Annotated in this window: 10 protein-coding genes; 2 read left to right on the top strand and 8 right to left on the bottom strand. The window is 45.7% G+C overall.

Annotated features, from left to right (window positions below):
• Positions 1-34: 34 nt before the first annotated feature.
• The 3 genes from SUN_RS04475 to SUN_RS04465 form a co-directional block, all read right to left on the bottom strand.
• A complete protein-coding gene (locus SUN_RS04475; protein ID WP_011980554.1) occupies positions 35-1,693 on the bottom strand; it encodes a metallophosphoesterase in 1,659 nt (552 codons plus the stop codon).
• A gap of 157 nt (positions 1,694-1,850) precedes the next feature.
• Positions 1,851-4,259: a hypothetical protein gene (locus SUN_RS04470; RefSeq protein ID WP_011980553.1), complete on the bottom strand. Its 2,409-nt coding sequence runs from the start codon at positions 4,257-4,259 to the stop codon at positions 1,851-1,853.
• Positions 4,260-4,406: 147 nt separating this feature from the next.
• On the bottom strand, positions 4,407-8,000 hold the full coding sequence (locus SUN_RS04465) for an oxoprolinase family protein (RefSeq protein ID WP_011980552.1): 3,594 nt from the start codon (positions 7,998-8,000) through the stop codon (positions 4,407-4,409).
• A 354-nt stretch (positions 8,001-8,354) separates the two neighbouring features.
• Here SUN_RS04465 and SUN_RS04460 point away from each other — a divergent pair, with 354 nt between their 5' ends.
• Complete coding sequence (locus SUN_RS04460; RefSeq protein WP_011980551.1) at positions 8,355-9,884, top strand: AAA family ATPase; 1,530 nt, start codon at positions 8,355-8,357, stop codon at positions 9,882-9,884.
• 21 nt (positions 9,885-9,905) lie between these two features.
• Here the strand turns inward: SUN_RS04460 and SUN_RS04455 are convergent, their stop codons facing one another.
• The 4 genes from SUN_RS04455 to ade form a co-directional block, all read right to left on the bottom strand.
• Positions 9,906-10,574 (bottom strand): porin family protein, encoded by a 669-nt coding sequence (locus tag SUN_RS04455; RefSeq protein ID WP_011980550.1) that lies wholly within the window; start codon positions 10,572-10,574, stop codon positions 9,906-9,908.
• 129 nt (positions 10,575-10,703) lie between these two features.
• A complete protein-coding gene (locus tag SUN_RS04450; protein WP_011980549.1) occupies positions 10,704-12,971 on the bottom strand; it encodes a diguanylate cyclase in 2,268 nt (755 codons plus the stop codon).
• Positions 12,972-13,082: 111 nt separating this feature from the next.
• Positions 13,083-14,366 (bottom strand): NCS2 family permease, encoded by a 1,284-nt coding sequence (locus SUN_RS04445; protein ID WP_011980548.1) that lies wholly within the window; start codon positions 14,364-14,366, stop codon positions 13,083-13,085.
• A gap of 2 nt (positions 14,367-14,368) precedes the next feature.
• Positions 14,369-15,970, bottom strand: a complete 1,602-nt coding sequence (ade, locus tag SUN_RS04440) for an adenine deaminase (protein ID WP_011980547.1) — start codon at positions 15,968-15,970, stop codon at positions 14,369-14,371.
• 61 nt (positions 15,971-16,031) lie between these two features.
• Here ade and SUN_RS04435 point away from each other — a divergent pair, with 61 nt between their 5' ends.
• Positions 16,032-16,385, top strand: a complete 354-nt coding sequence (locus SUN_RS04435; protein WP_011980546.1) for a thioredoxin family protein — start codon at positions 16,032-16,034, stop codon at positions 16,383-16,385.
• Between the two features lie 133 nt (positions 16,386-16,518).
• Here SUN_RS04435 and SUN_RS04430 read toward each other — a convergent pair whose 3' ends face one another.
• A complete protein-coding gene (locus SUN_RS04430; RefSeq protein ID WP_011980545.1) occupies positions 16,519-17,889 on the bottom strand; it encodes an FAD-dependent oxidoreductase in 1,371 nt (456 codons plus the stop codon).
• Between the last annotated feature and the right edge of the window lie 7 nt (positions 17,890-17,896).

The following is a 17,896-nucleotide window of genomic DNA, read 5'->3' as shown; positions in this document are numbered from 1 at the left end:
TATTAGAATTTTTTCACAGTACTATTACCAATGGTTAATTTGTACTGTCCAGGTACTCCTCGTCAATCAGCTTCAAACTCAATTTTTCATCATCGCCCATAACCGCCTGATAAAGTGTGACACTGTCAATGTCTGAACCGCTGGATGCAGAAGTGTTGAGTATAACTGCTGTGCCGGTCAAGGCACCTTCATTGAGGTATTTTCTGTCAACCCATGTTCCTGAATTGGCATAGATATTGCCAAGTGTTGCCAGATCTTTTTTGAGCAGTGCGTGATGGGTATGGCCAAATACGACTATCCTGGTTTTGGACTCCTGAGGTACAAAATACTGCATTATTGCAGAGTACTCAAGTGTACCGAACCAGAAGAATTTTCCGCTTCCATTCATAATGCCGACAATGACAGGAGTTGGGAAAATTACCCCATTTCTCTCCTGGCGTTCCTTCCAGTCAGGAGCTATCGTCTCTGTATAGATATCTCTTGCATCATTGGATGAATAAAGCTGTGTGTAGTCATCTATCTGTGTATAGATCTGGGGTTTATCCGGGTCAAAGTTTGGTATATTGATGGAAGCAACGGCTATATCCCAGGCAGTCGTATAGATGAGTTCGGGAGCTATGTTCTCGGTTGCCTGCGGCTCTATTGGCAATTTCTCTGTTGATTGAAGATTACCCGTAGCATAGATACGTGTAATAAAGTAGCCCGGCGGCAGAATGCTTCCTTCTGTTGTTACAGAATCCGGTGCATTGAAAAGATCATAATTATGGCCATGCTCCATAGTAACATTCGTTTCATATGCAGGCGTATAGCTTCCGGTACCGGCAGTACCGCCATGCCAGTGTCCGTTCGGAAAGATCGAATAAAATATCTCTTCGGTAAACAACATATCGTGATTGCCCGGAACATAACTGAATCGGATAAGCCCTTCATCAGCGATCTGATTGAGTTTGTCAATTATCCCTTTGTTCACATTTGCCTCTGCCACGCTATGAAAATAAGCTTGCGTATCGGCCACATCATCATGAAAAGTACGGTATGCCATCGGTACAACCCACATATCCATCATATCGCCCAGCACGACAAGCTCTTTGATCTGATCACTGCTTCTGACTTTTTCAAGAAACGCTTCCAGCAGTTTTCCGTTTTCCGTAAAGAGACTGTAGCCATCCTCATAGCCGCGCTGCTCATTCATATGCAGGTCGCTGATCACTACGATTTTGGTACGCTTCGATTCTCCCGGTTCTGTAGATTCAAAAGGATTTTTACCGGTAGTAACGAACTCCAGTGAAATCGGAGCAGGCAAACTGTAGCCGTAGATTGATCTAATGTGGTCACTGACTGCAATTGTATATTTCCAGGACTCTTTCAGACCGAAACCGTCATTCAGTTTGATGAGAACGCGCTGCCTATGCGAATCAGCAGGATCCGGCATTACCGTATAGGCATTGCCGAGACTTCCTATTTTGTCTTTCAGTAATATATTACCATCCAGTGTCTCAGGGTCTATTGGTTCGTTAAATTTTAAAACAATCTGTTCAGCATTATGCTTTACCATAGAGTTATCAGGATCAAGCATTACACTTAAACCATTTACTGTGCTATCTTTGCTGTCACTGTTATTGCAACCGCCTATCGCCAGGCTTACCGCCGTAACGACAGAAAGTCTGATAAAACTGCGTCTGAAAGCATCCATAAATGATCCTTTATTTTAATATCTTTTTTACTCGTTCCTATCCGTCCCTGAGGTAAAGCATACTTCACGTCTATTATAAAAATAAGCTACTACACATAACAAACTTCGATATACACTCCCACGCAAGAGCGATGGGAGCGAGAAAAATGACACAGTATTATTCACAGTCCCCACCAGAAAATTTGAAATAAACATATTCAACTTCATCTAAGTTGGCTCTTGAGAATGGAGCAGAATCATCCTTATGGTTAGCCGTTACATAAAATTCAAAATAGATATAATACCTATATCCGGGTTTAACTTTAAAAGTCATAGTGTGCTCAGGATAATAATGACCAGATTTACTTTCTCCCGCTTCCACACTTATTGAATATTTCCAATTCATAATAGCTTTACCTTCAGTAACATTATGAGAGCCAGTCTTATATGCAGCCTCAGCTACATTTGTAAATCCTGGGCAAGTTTCACACTCTTTACCTGAAGCGTCTAACCAGTATTTGGCTTTATAACATATTTTAATTTGTCTCTCTTCTGTTCCATTGTAAGTAAAATAACCATTAATTTCCGCCTTTGAATTTATTGTATCATCCACGAGGTCATTGTTATCAATAACCAGTTCTACAGGCCAGTTATTTGCTCCCCCCGAAAGTGAGCTATGACTTGATACATCCTTGGACAAACTCCACAAAGAAGAAGATTCGGTAAAATGGTTGTCTACACGCCCGCCATTTGTAAATACTTGAAATCCATAGGCAATAGTACCACTACTGTTTAAATCATAACCAGTGTCGTATCGTTTTACCTCTATATTTCCCCAATCTTCACATAAACCGTTATTGCAGGGACTAATGGCATATGAATCACCCTTAGGGTTATATGCCTTTCCGCAATTGTATTCAACTACATTGTAGTCCGTACTTGACTTGACTTTATCGCCATCCCAATAATCATAAGCCCTTCCCGTAACGGTATGTCTTGAAGCCGGACAAGGTATGTAATGCTGCATATCAAATGCTGACCGTGCATACATAACATCAGGTGTTTTCGGCACATCAGCCGTACTGATATGAAAAAAACGAACCTCAAAATCGTCAGGATCCGTTCCTGTCATTAGCTGACGATAAAATTCTGCACGCTTCAAAATGGATTCTGCCGAATTTGGCAAAAATTTTCCATAGAGAGGTGCATCTTTCAGGATCATACTAACTGCATTGTAAATAAAACTGTTTTTATTGTCCATATCTCCTATCTCTGTATAGAGCAGATTACATTCACTGGTATTGTCAGGATTGCTTCTGTAACAGTCGAGATACTTCTGTGCACTGGCGTTGTCATCTTTGGCTTTGTATGCCTCTACCGCCAGGTTGACCCCTTTGACCTGATTATTCAGGAGTTCGGAAGTATAGTACTCAAATCCCTGATAGGCTTTTTGCAGGTTACTGTCGTCATTATATGCAAGCTGCAGCATCACCTTATCCACATAGTTGCTGAACAGCGGTGTAGGATTGCCCTCGATCGCTGTATAGATCGACATAACCTGATTGGGGATATCGTACTGTGCTCCGAGTATATCATCAGCCAGGTTCGCTATCTTGGTACGATCCCCTTCTCCAGGCTTGACCCCCTCTCCAAGCAGCTGCATATCCTGTGTAGCGGTTGCTATTTTCGTCACCGCATCGCGAGGCCAGTCCACATCGTTTTTGATAGAATCTTCACTCACTTTGATATCGGTCAGGATAGTTTGGAGTTCACCCTCTATTGCATTGAGCTCACTGCTGATCAGGTTAAGCTGGCTATCAATATGGCCAAGGGTCTTCTCTTCATCACTGTTACCGGAGTCTCCCCATCCAAGCAGAGAAAGGAAATCGCCCATCACATTCCTACCTACTTTACCCAGCATACCATTAGCCAGACCTTTTAGAATGAAGCTGAAAGTAGCGCCGGTAAATCCTTCGCTTTCCAACTCCTCGGTCTCAGTCGGATTCATATCAAAAAAACACTTCACCTCGGCACCTGTCTGATGCACTTCTTCTGTATCTACGGTGTACTGGTACTGCACACAGGAGTCCGCCGTATCGCCTTTGAGCGTATAGCTTACAATCAATGGATTTTCAGGTTCCAGTGTATGAAAAACAGCAATATTGGCAATAGGCCTGTCTCCGGCCACAGCCTTGACAGCACTGTAAGCCTTGTCAAAATCGATATTGGGAAGATCGGCGGGATGGTATATCTCTGTCTCCATCCAGGGCTCATCGACCAGTTTGTCGTCAAGGACATTGATGTTTTTATCTGTTTCATAGACATGCGTCTTGTCTGTTCCTACCGCACTCAAAACATAAAGCGTATCGAGAGACTCTACATCATTCACCATCGTGGCACCGTCACGCGATTGGGCAAAAATGATGTAGGCACCCTCTTCTCCTGCCAGTTCATTGGCTTTGGAGCTTTTGATCGCTTCCGCCAATGTCGGCTCTGTCGGCTCTTTTAGTGTACTGTCGGAATGTCCACATCCTGCCAAAAATGCCAATCCGGCAGACAGCATCAGTGTTATTGTCAGCTTTTTCATTTTTTCCTCCTTTTGGCAGGTACTGCCAAGAGAGATCACTCCAATCTCTCCTCCTCTTTTCCTAAATGTATTAGAAAATACATTATTATTTTATGATATAGAAATTTGGCAAAATTATTTCTTAAGGACAATACAGGGCATCCCTAATCAATCCAAGCCGTATCCGCCGCCGCCCGGTGTCCTGATCCGTATCTTCTCCCCGGCTTTAACTCTGATACTCGCTTTCCCCTCCACTCTATGCCATTTGCCGTCATGAAAATGCTCGTTGATACCCTTTGCACCGTCGGAAGCGCCGTTTGCTCCCCAGGGGGCATAGACTCTTCTTTCAGTCAGCAGGTTTACCGTGACCGGTTCGAAGAAGCGATAGGTTCTTACGACTCCGTTGCCTCCGTGCCACTCACCTTTGCCGCCTGAATCTTCTCTGACAGAGAACTCTTCTATCATCACGGGGTATCGTCTCTCTATCACTTCGGGGTCTGTGATGAGGGTGTTGGTCATATGGGTGTGGACAGCATCGGCACCGTCGAAGCCTGCACCATCTGAGTCCACCCCCGCACCGGCTCCGCCTGCTATCGTTTCGTAGTATCCGAAGTTTTCATTGCCGAAGGTAATATTGTTCATACATCCCTGCGACGCGGCGACACTGCCGAAGGCTTTGAGGATGACATCTACTATCCTCTGTGAAGTGGTAACATTTCCGCCAACCACGGCAGCATCAGGAGATGGATTCAGGAGTGAATCTGAAGGAAGAACAATATCGACTGCCCGCATCAAACCCTCATTGAGCGGCAAATCATCATCTATGATGGAGCGAAGCACATAGACGATGGCTGATGAGAGTACTGACGGGGGTGTATTTTGATTGCCATTAAGTTCTGCGGAGGTGCCTGTGAAATCAAATGTAGCTCTGTCTCCTTTGATGGTTATCTTCAAGGCTATTTTGCTCCCGTTGTCGAGGTAATCCTCCGCTTCGAGGACTCCGCCTTTTCTCTGGGCAATGATTTCAAGCTTTTTGCTTATCGCCCTGAAACTGACATCCTGAATATACTCCATATAGGAGGAGAGCTTTTTGCTACCGTGCTGTTGCATGGCATCTTCGAGAAGATCGATTCCCTTTTTGTTCGCCGCTATCTGAGCCTGGATGTCCGTGATATTCTCTTCTATCCTCCTCGCACCGGCACTTCGCAATATTTCGACTATTCTTTCCTGTGCAAAATAATGTTTTTCTACAATCTTTTGCAGAGTGAAAATGGCTCCCTCTTCCTTGAGCGTAGTCGAAAATGAGGGCATGGAGCCCGGTACCGCTCCTCCTATATCGGCGTGATGACCTCTGCTTGCGGCAATAGCGTATATCTCGCCATTTTTCAGCAGTGGTGTGATGAGTGTGATATCGGGCAGATGAGAACCGCCCTCAAACGGGGCATTGGAGATAAATACATCCCCCTCCTGGATATTGCCGCTGAACTTTTTCAACATCGCTTTAACGACGAAACTCATAGAGCCGAGATGCACCGGCACATGCGGTGCGTTGGCTATAAGGTTTCCTTTGTTATCAAACAGGGCACAGGAGAAGTCAAGCCTCTCTTTGATATTTGTGGAGACGGCGGCATTTTGCAGTACGGCACCCATCTGCTTTGCTATGGAGATGAAGAGGTTGGCGAAGATGCTCAACTCTATGGCATTGGGACCCTGCACGGCTTCAGCAGGCTTTTGGGTGCCTTTTTTGCCCTGCGACAGTGAAATGACGACATCTCCGTATCTGTTGATTTTGGCATCGGAGCCATCCTCTACTACGATGGTTGATGTATCATCTATGATGATGGCAGATCCCGCTATTTTATCTCCCCACTCCAATGCCTCAAGTCTGTAGAGTTTGGCATCCTGCCATCCTTTTTCGCCGTAAAATTTGACAGTCTCTATCGCATTTTTGGCAGAGTTGCTCTTTTTGACAACCGGCCGTTCGCTCTTCTGCGTTACGATACGCGACTGAAGCTGTATCTCATCCACTATCAACGGAAGATCGAGACTGAAACCGAACTGTTTGTGGTAAAGATTGGCGAAACTCTCCGCGAAAGAGAAGTCTTTAGTCTCTTCAACAAGCATTGAGTAGTCGGTACCCTCGTAACGTATCAGCAAGGCTCTCTTGAAGATAGCACCCTCTCTTTTGGATTTGAGTTTTTCAAACTGCTTCTCTATTTTTTCGAGGAGTTTACCGCTCAATCGATCTTCGATACTCACTTGGTCATTGTGTATGATGTCCGCCTGTCCGATACCGTAAGCGGAGAGGATACCGGCAAATCTATGGACGATCACCTCCTCTAAGCCGAGGTATTCCGCTATGGCACAGGCGTGCTGTCCTCCTGCACCCCCGAACGATGCGAGAGAGTGGGATCTAATATCGTACCCTCTCGCAACCGAAACCTCCACGATCGGTTTGGACATTGTATCGTTGGCTACTTTGAGAAATCCGTAAGCGATCTCTTCTACTGAAAGAGGCTTTTTCACATCCCTGTTGATCTCTTCCGCCAACGCTTCAAAAGCCTCTCTTGATGCTTCGACATCAAGTGCTTCATTTTCACTCTTACCGAAAATTTTTGGAAACTGTGATGGCACGATGCGCCCCAATACCGCATTGGCATCGGTGATACTGAGATACCCTCCCTTCCTATAACAAACTGGTCCGGGATCTGCCCCACTACTCTCGGGACCCACGACAAACATCCCGTTTTTATAAAAGAGTCTGGAGCCACCCCCTGCCGCGACTGTCATAATGTCCAACTGAGGAGAGCGGATGACGGTTCCTGCTATCTCACTCTCAAATCGCAAATCCAACTTTCCGTCATAACGGGATACATCGGTGCTGGTTCCACCCATATCGAAACCTATCAAAGCTTTATCTTCATACAGCGACGAAAGCCCCAACACCCCGCCGGCCGGTCCCGAGAGTATGGCGTTGCTGCCCCTGAACTCCCCTGTAGGGCTGAGTCCGCCGTGAGACTGCATAAAGAGCAGTTCAGTCTCCGCGAGCCTGTTGCGAAATCCTTGGGAGAAGTCGTTGATATATCTGCGAATATGTGGTGTCAAATAGGCATCCACCACAGTCGTATCTCCTCTGATTACCGCCTTGACCGAGGGGATGACTCTGTGCGAGAGACTCACCTGCTCGAAGCCCAACTCTTCGGCAATCTCACCCAATATCTCCTCGTGTTCAAAGAATTGATACGAATGGAGCAACACTATCGCCAATGCCTCTATACCCTGCGATTTGAGTCTCTGCATCGTTTCTTTTGCAGACTCTATATCAAGTGGCTTGATGACCTCGAAACCGCCACCCTCCTTTATGGGAAGCACCCGCTCATCTATCTCGACTACCTCTTCGTAGAGCACTTCGGGTTTTTTGATATTCAGATCAAACAGTTCAGGACGGTTCTGATATCCGATCTCAAGCAGGTCTCTAAACCCTTTTGTGATCAGCAGTGCCGTCCTCGCTCCCTTTTTCTCCAACAGTGCATTTGTAGTGACAGTCGTTCCCATCCTGATCCACTCTATCGACTCTTCGGGAACACTCTCAAGAGAGACTGCATCCGATGAGATCCTGCCAAGAAGCCTGCGAATCCCCTCCCTTGGGGCATCATCATAATTGGCAGGATCAACAGATAGAAGCTTTTCTATATAAATTTGACCATCATGTTCGGCATACACATCAGTAAAGGTACCACCTCTGTCTATGGAAAATTTCATTGTTGGCCTTTTGGAAAATATGTTATATTATAGGGAATCTCTAATAATAGGTAATACCCACAATTGGTTTTGCAAATGTGAGATTGTGCAAGAAATTTTCAAGTCCTAGCCGTAGCTAAGACGAAGTAAATATCTTGTGCATGATTGCGTTTGCAAAGCCCACCCTTCGGGCATCTCTAGCTTTCGCCTATACGTTGTTACTCTTTTTCGACTTAGCTACGGCTAGGTCTTCAAAAGAGTGCCTAGCCTAGACAAAAGCTAGCGATGTTGTGGGTATCACCTATTATTAGAGGTTCCCTATAGTATATCGTTCATAAGGAGAAGAAAAATGCAAAAGACAAAAGGTTTCCTGTAATGAGCATAGAAAAGCATAATATTCTCATCCGGAATCTCATAAGATATCTAAAGCCGCAATGTGATACACAGCTTTTGCAGACACATATATCTACAGTGATTCTTTGCGGTGATACAGTCTATAAACTGAAAAAGCCTGTCGATTTCGGTTTTTTGGATTATTCGACACTGAAAAAACGCCATCTGTATTGCATGGAGGAGCTCCGGATCAACAAGCGCTATGCCCCGAAACTCTATCTGGGTATTGTGAAAATCACCGGTTCCATCGAAAATCCAGAAATTGAGGGCGATGGCAAAGTGTTGGATTACGCTGTCAAGATGCGCCGCTTTGAACAGAGAAACCAGCTGGACCATATCGCGGATGACGGCAGGCTGGAGATAGAAATGGCAGAAAAGATAGCAGAGATGCTCGCAGGTATTCATACAGGCTTGGAAAGTGTAGATCCTGCATCCGCCTATGGAGATCCGAATGCTCTGTACGCACCCATGAAAGAGAATTTCGAACAGCTCGCGATCCTGGATACAGAAAGATTTTCCCGAAAGAAAGATGCTGTAGAAATGTGGACATACCGTGAATTCAACAGGCTCAGAAAAGTACTGAAGAAAAGAAAAAGAGAAGGTTTTATCCGTGAATGCCATGGGGATCTGCATCTGCACAATATGGCTCTCTATAAGGGGAAGATGATTCTTTTCGACGCAATAGAGTTTAATCCAAATCTCAACCATATCGATGTGATCAGCGACCTGGCATTTTTGCTGATGGATCTTGAGTATCGCGGACTGTTCCGACACAGCCGCAGAGTGCTGAACCGCTATCTGGAATTGACAGGAGATTATGAAGGGGTCGAGGTTCTGAACTTTTACAAAACCTACAGGGCAATGGTACGGGCAAAGGTCTCGGCACTCAGAGCAGCCCAGACAGGAAAAGGCAAAGAGTACGAAGCCATTTTGGATGAAGTGGAAGGCTATATGGATCTGGCAATAAAATATACAGAGAAAACAGATCTGTTTTTGGCTCTGACGCATGGTTTTTCCGGTTCTGGCAAAAGTACCTGTGCGCTGATGTCAGTGGAGTCATACGGTGCGCTTCGTATCCGGTCCGACAGAGAACGAATGAGGCTTTTTGGGCCAAACGGCGAAAAAGGGATAGAAGAGAAATATTCACCTGATGCAAACAGAAAGACCTATGAACGATTGGCAAAACTTGCACTGGTAGTTTTGCGTGCCGGATTGCCGGTTGTTGTTGATGCGACTTTTTTGAAACAGTGGCAGCGAAAGCTTTTTGAGCAACTCTCCGTCGAACAGGATATTCCTTTCAGGATACTCGATCTGCAATGCGATACAGAAGTGATACGGGACAGGATAAAGAAACGTACCAAGCTCGGCAATGATATCTCCGAAGCAGATACGAATATACTTGAGATGCAGATAAAAAATGCAGAAGAACTGTCTGAAGATGAGTTAAAATATCAGAAAATCATTGACTGCAGTTCTATGGAATCGATGATGGATTCTTTACTGCACAGGTAACCGATGCAGCATATTTCCAAATCAAAATCTATAACTTATTCCGACACTCAAAACAGAAAAATCAGTATCCAATAGTCTCGGCAGACGCTCATGCGGTTCGCCTTCTTCATCATACCACCGGGTATAATCAACAAACACCGAAAAGTCATCTCCTATGGCATACTGTACACCTGCACCCCATTGGAAACCGCTGCCATCCCAGCTACGATAAGGTTCTTCATGACGTTCTCTTTCGACTTTTCCATACCCCAGTAATCCATAGATAGAAAAATCCCCAATAGGGTACATTGGTTTAATATAAAGAGCCATATTGGAAATATCAATATCAACATCCTCCTTAATTCCACCCAAATGATTATGGGTCAATGAATGATCACCCACTGAAAAAGTGTATCGGCCCTCCAGCGCAAGATAGGGATTGAACTGATACCCCACCTGCAGTAAAATATTATCGGCATTGGAATCCGTATCTTTGACAACCTGGCCATGACGAGGGTCACCTGGCTTATTGAGTTTTGCTGTACGGTTAGAGCTGAGATAGCTATACCCCAGTCCTACATAAAAAGCACTATTAACAGGTGTCTCCACAATAGGTTCTTCTACCGGCACTATAGGTACAACATTTCCGCCTCCAAAAGACAATCCACTCAACGATAGAATCGATATAAGGGAAAAAGTTATTTTTTTCATAGGTTTTCCTTTTATGACATTTTTATTGAACTTCTTTGCAACATATATTATAGCCAGGTCACCTGACACTTGACCCTCGTCAAAGACGCAGCGCATCGAAGTTCAAAGATAAAAACAATGTATACGAACTTAGAGAGCCACAGTTACCCTATTCTTTCCGTCCCTTTTGGAATCGTACAGCGCCTTGTCTAATCTTCTAATAAGAGATGTATCGCCAATATTTTCCCTGTTGTACTCGGCTACACCGACACTGGCAGTGACCTTCAGGATCTTTTCGAAACTCTCATTCTCGATAGCTATCCGGATACGTTCTGCAAATTTTGCTGCCTCCTCTTTGCTGGTATCCGGGCAGACGATGAGAAACTCTTCACCTCCCCATCGTCCGGCACTATCCTTTTTTCGGACACTGCTTTTCAGTATTTGTGCAATGTGTTTGAGTACGATATCGCCTACATCGTGGCCATAGCTGTCGTTGATGTTTTTGAAATTGTCGATATCGATCAATATAAGGCTGAAACAGCCTTTTGTCCTGATTCGTTTCACTTCACTATCGATCAAGCGGTCGATTTTTCTTCTATTGAAAAGTTCTGTCAGGGAGTCTATCATAGAAATCGCCTCAAGTGCATTCTTTTCGGTACTCATTTTCCTGTATCGGTAATAGATGATCAAAACAACGAGCAATACAACAAGTAAAATTTTCAGCAGCACTGCATGGCTGATTCCATTCTCTATCTTGATACTTGTCCAACGGCTGGCAATGGCTTGTTTTGTCTCCTCATCAATCGTCGCTATCGTTTTATCGAGTATGGAACGCAGCTGCGGCTGGCTTTTCTGCACCCCGTATCCCAGTACCAGATTTTCATCGAATTTGGCAGAGATCTTCAGTGTGCCGACATACTCTTTTTGCACAAGATAACCGGCGGTCGTAAGATTGTCAATAAAACCGAATAGTTTGCCCTCAGCAACCATTCTCATCCCTTTGGTGACACTCTCCACCTCCGTCAGCTTGATATCGGGATAAATCTTTCTAAAAAGCTCAATATACGCATAGCCTTTCACGATACCGATCTTCTTATCCGAAAGCTCCATCAGGTTCGTATAAAACCCTTTATCTATACCAGTGACAAGTACCAGAGGAATGTTTAGAAGCGGGTTGGTAAATAGAAGATACTCTTTTCGCTTCGGTGTCACCATTGCCAAAGTAAGAACATCACACTTGCCCTCCCTGGCAAAGCGCAGCGATTCATTCCAACTTTTGGTCAAGACGAGATGAAAGGGCCTTCCGATCCTGCCGGAAATAATTGAAAGATAATCGGCATCCATACCGATATGCCTCTTGTCAACAATAGCACTCAGCGGCAGCCAATCCGGATCGGCACAATAGGTAATGACATTTTTTGTATTGAGATAGTTGGACTCTTCTGCACTCAGGCCGATATCATCCGGAACCGTATTGTAGATAAACTTGTCGAGATTCAACGATGTCGAAGGAGGCAATATCCCAAGCGAAATGAATGTGTGGGCTATCTCCTTGACTCTCTTGGGGTCGATACTTCCCATCGGATAGAATTTTGGAAGGATCATATTTTTGATCTGATCGGCTTCATACTTCAGGGAGGCGTAGTCTTTGTACTGCGTATTGTATTTATCCAGTATCAGCCTGATGATCTCGTCTTTGTGTTTCAGGGCATATTTCCATCCCTTGATCGTAGCATTCCTGAATGCCGCTACACGCTGCGGATGCTCCCTCAGCTCTTTTTGGGAAGTGAAAAGATTGAGGTCATAGAAGCGAACCCCATACGCACTGGGATCAAGGACATTATATGCGACGCCCTTTTTGTCCAGTTGATAGGTTTCATTGGTGACAAAAACCGTCATCGCATCCACTTTTTTATCAATGAAGTCCTGAAGATCGAAAGAGGGAGGAACAGCAATGAAATCCGATTCGTTCATATCGAATTTTTTAAACATCATCAGCAGTTTGGCATCGTTCACAGTAGTATCGGACACCATCACCTTTTTGCCCTTCAGATCGCTTGGCAGTTTGAACTGTTTTTGAGTGACAAGCACAAGGGGTGACTGCTTGAAAAAGTTGGCCAACAACACAAGCGGATCGCCTTTAAGATAACGGTAGATCAACGTAGAATAAGTCGCACCGAATGTTACATCACCACTGAGTACCCTATCGATAGTATTTGATCCACCGTCAAATTCTATCAAATCGACATCCAGCCCCACTTCTTTGTAAAACCCTTTCTCTTTGGCCGCATAAAAGCCGGCGAACTCAAACTGATGTTTCCACTGAAGCTGTACGGAAACCTTCTCGGGGATGTTTGCGCAAAAGGCAAAACTGAACATTGCCATAAGCAACAAAATATATCTACCTATACATTTCATTGAAAGAGTACCTTTCACACCGTTTATTTTAATAATAATATTATCTACCTATATTATACATGAAACCTGCACCAGTAAGTTTTACCAAAATCTCGATCATTCAAATAGACACTACAAAAAGAAGAATAGCAGTACAGCGATTCCCGCCAAGGCTATCATCCCTTTACTTGTTTCCCTTATTTTGCCCTTCATCACTTTTACCACCACATAGACCAAAGCACCTAGCATCAGCCCGTCTGTGATCGAATAGGTCATAGGCATACCCAGTACGGTGAAGAACGTACTGTACTGCATGGCAGGGTCATCATAGTTGATGGAGCGCAGCTCGGAGAACATCATCGTACCTACCAGTATCAGGACCGGGTAGATGGCAAAGGAGGGAATGGCTTTGAAAAACGGCAAAGCGAAAAGCGGAAGGATGAAAAGCAGCGCCGTTACAAGTGCCGTAAGTCCTGTCCGGCCTCCTGCCTCTACCCCTGCAGCACTTTCGATGAAGGGTGTCGTACTGGTCACCCCTGCAAAACCGCTCATAAACGTACCTGCAGCATCCGCCTGTATGCTCTTCTCAAGTGCAACAGAACGCTTCCCTTCATACAGACCGGCACGCAGACCAAGCCCCGTCAGTGTTCCCAGCGTATCAAAGATATCGGTGATCAAGAAAGTCAGCAGTACCGGAACCATCGATAGCTTCAGCACCTCAACTATATCCATCTTAAACAGAAGTGGTGACATCGATGCGGGCATAGAGATAAAACTTTCAGGCAATTTGGCAATACCCAACAGCCATGCCAGCACTGTCGTCGCCGCAATGGAGACGATGAAGGCACCGCGTACTTTTTTCAGCAACAGAAACAGTGCAAGAAGCAGGGAAAGTATGCCCATCAGTACCGGTGCTTCACTGAGTTTCCCGAGTGTGACCAGTGTCGCATCACTCTTAACGATGATATGCAACTGCTCCAGTCCGATGAATGAAATGAATGCACCGATACCCGCACTGACAGCCCGTTTGAAATCCATCGGCATCGTCTCGATGAGCCAGCGCCGAAGCGGTGTCATCGTGACCAATACATAAAGCGTACTGGAAACCACTTCCACACCCAGTGCCGTCTGCCAGGTCATCCCCATTCCTTTGACCAATCCAAAGGTGAAGAAGGCATTGAGTCCCATCCCGACACTCATGGCTACAGGGGTATTGGACCAGAAAGCATTAATAAGTGTGGCAAGAATCGTCATTACTGCCGTTGCGGTCACCAAAGCATCATAAGGCATACCTGCCTCACTCATGATGGCTGCATTGACCGGAATGATGTATAGCATGGCAAGAAACGTACTGACTCCGGCTATCACTTCTGTTTTAACATCAGTTCCATGCTCTTTGAGTTTGAAAAATCCCATATCTATCTCCTGCAGGAATCTATAAAATGAAAGCTGCGTCCATCAAACAACCCTTTGTCGCTGAGTTTAAGTTCAGGAATGACCAGAAGTGCCATGAAAGAGAGTGTCATGAAAGGTGCGCTTAGTAGTGAAGTAAAATATTCCCGTACCATCCTGTCGAGATCAGCGTAACGATTTGCCACTTCAAAACCGTCTTTGTCACTCATTAACCCCGCAATCGGAAGACTCAGGACTTCGATTTCTTCTTCTGTTACTGCACAGATCCCGCCCCGGTTCCCGATGATCGTATTGACCGCTTTGGCAATCAAGGCATCACTGCACCCTACCGCAATGATATTATGCGAATCATGCGCGACACTCGAAGCAATGGCACCTTTCTTGAGGCCAAACCCATGCACGTACGCTACAGCCGGCTTTACATCTTCATAACGGTTCACCACCGTGATCTTCAGCACATCTTTCGCTTTCCCGGAGGAAAGATCCATGATCTCCTCTTCCGTGATCAAAGAATGGTCGAGGGCATGAATGATCTCCGTATGGACACAGCGCTCCAATATAAAATCTTCCTCTTTTTTTATTCCGGTATGAAAATGGTTGGGGGTTTCCACCGTAACGGAATCGATCAGCGGTTTCTTTCCTCTGGCAACGATCTCTCCATCGATGACCGTTTGAAGGACTTTAAAATCTTTCAGGTCTTCTACTACAATAAAATCAGCCGGGTCCCCTACCCTCAGCAACCCAACTTCAAGCCCATAATGCTCAACCGGATTGACCGAGGCGATCCTGAGTACATCAAAGAGATCATACCCTTTGGCGATCGCCCGTCTGACATGTCCGTCAATGTGCTCTCTGGCAAGATCATTGGGATGCCGGTCGTCCGAACAGAACATCAGTTTGTTCGGATAGGCAGGAATGAGCGGTGCAAGCGCTTCGAAATTCTTGGCAGCCGAGCCTTCACGTATGAGTATTTTCATACCCTTCTGCAGCTTTTCCAACCCCTCTTCGTAGGTGAAAGCTTCATGGTCGGTCTCGATACCCGCCTCGATATATTTTGTCAGCTCATCTCCTCTGAGCCCGGGGGCATGCCCATCGATACGTTTGTGTAATGCTTTGGCTTTTGCAATCTTCGCCAGCATGTCAGGGTCACCATTGATCACACCGGGAAAATTCATCACTTCAGAAAGGTATTTGATCTGCGGCATTTTCAACAGGCTTTCTATCTCGTCGGGCCCCAGTGTCGCACCACTGGTCTCGAACGTAGTGGCAGGAACGCAGGGAGAAGCCCCAAAGTAGAATTTGAACGGTGTCATTTCACTGTTGTCCAGCATATACCCAACACCGGGTATTCCCAGAACATTGGCTATCTCGTGCGGGTCTGACACGGTAGCAACCGTACCGTGGCAGACGGCGAGACGGGCGAACTCACTGGGCGGGAGCATGGAACTCTCAATGTGGATATGCGCATCAACAAATCCGGGGAGTATGTAGGTATCACAAGGTGTATCAATTCTTTCTATAGAAGCGATCTTTCCTTTTTCAACTCTGACCTTTGCAGGGAATATCTCCCGTTTGAAAATATCTACATAATTGCTTTTCATTTCCATCTTCTCTCCTTCTCTTTTAATAAATTATAGCATGTAATGAAAAGAAAGCTATACTTTTACCATGGAACTTACAGATAAAAACTACGAAACGATCATCAAGAACAATGACACGCCTGTCTTTATAGACTTTTACTCCCCTACCTGCGGCCCATGCCAGATGCTGATGCAGCTGATAGACGAAAGATTGGAAAAATACGGAGAGGAGAACGGTATCCCTGTAGTGAAGTGCGATGTCAGCCGAAATCCGAAACTCGCTTCGGCGTTCAAGATACAGTCCGTCCCCTTCACCATAGCGGTGATGCCGGACGGAAAGCTGAAATACCCCGAACTGGGGCTGAAGAATGAAACATACTATTTCGAACTGATAGATAAGCTTGCAGGAAAAGGATCGTTCTTCAGCAGGCTCTTTTCATAGAGGGGCTTTCCGGGAGGGAGAGGGAAAGCACTATCCCCACTCTGTTTTAGTGGTTAGATCCCCTCCACGATCTTAGCATCGGCTACATGCGTGAAACCGGTGATGTTGGCACCATCCGTATAGTTACCTTTTTTTAGTGATTTTCGATTTTCTGGGCGATCATGGCCGCAGCCATCACAATGGGATAATTGGTCGGTGCAGCCGTCAGCATAGGCTGAGTAGCTACCTGCATGGACATCACCTGGTAAATGGTCATCTTGGTTTCTATCATCACTCCGATGATATTGATCATTTCTCCCGTTTCGTTCCCGCCGACGATCTGACCACCTATGATCTGTCCGCTATGTCGCATGGCAACCAGTTTGACGAACTGTTTATGTGCACCGGGAATGCTTCCGGGGTGTCTGTTCATACCGGTAAAGCTTCCCACCACGATATCAGCACCTGACTTGCGTGCTTCCTCTTCCGTGATCCCGGCGGAAGAGAATGCCGTAGTCCCTACCATGGTCGAGAAGATGGCAATGGTACCGCTGAATCCCTTAAGGTACTTAAAACCGAACAGAGAACTCCCTGCCATACGGCCTTCTGCAGCAGAAGTAGATGCCAGCATAACCTTCGAGGGCACTTTACTAATGAAGCCTCTTCTGGCACAACAGTCACCTACAGCAAAAACATCATGATTGGCTGTACGCATATATTCATCGACCCAGATACCGCCGTAATGTCCCAGGAAAAGACCTGCCTCTTTCGCCAGTTGGGTGTTGGGCTTGTATCCTGTTGCCAGAATGACTGCCTGTGCAGGGACGACCCTTCCACTTTTCAGCTGTACGCCACGGACGATCTTGCTGCCATTGTCGTCCAGTACACCGCTGACTCTGTCTTCACTGATAAAGGCAACATCATGTGCCAGCAGGATCTCTTCAGCCTGCATGGCGACTTCCGAGTCAAAGGTTCCTTTGAGAATATGTTTGCTTCCGCCTATGACGGTTACGTTTTTGCCACTCTCTTTGAGTTCCATCGCCATCTCGATACCGATAAACCCGGTACCCACTACAACAATGTTTTTAACATTATCGATATAGGTTTTCGCCTTGTCTATGAGCTGTTTGTTCTTTGGAACAGTAAAGACTCCTTCAAATGCTAAAGAAGGCTGCAGGGAAGCATGGACAAAAGGAACGGAGCCTGTCGCGAACACCAACTTGTCAAAATGGATCTCATGTGCAGACGTACGTGCCATTTTGGCTTCGGTATTCACCTCTTCCACTTTGGCTATGATGGTCTCTATGCCCATCTCTTCAGCTTTCGCACAGGAAGCGACATTCTTTTCACTGCTTCCAAGCGTAGTGCCGAAGACATAAGGGATCGCACAAGGAACCATCTGTACTTCCATCTCCCGCACTACCAGCACTTTTTTCTGCGGGTAGTTCATCTTTGCCGTTACGGCACACACACCACCGGCAGGACCCCCGCCGATGATGAGTACATCGCATGTTATCGTTTCCATTGTATTC

This window comes from Sulfurovum sp. NBC37-1 (assembly GCF_000010345.1).
GTDB lineage: Bacteria > Campylobacterota > Campylobacteria > Campylobacterales > Sulfurovaceae > Sulfurovum.
This window is presented reverse-complemented; position numbering and strand designations above follow the sequence as displayed.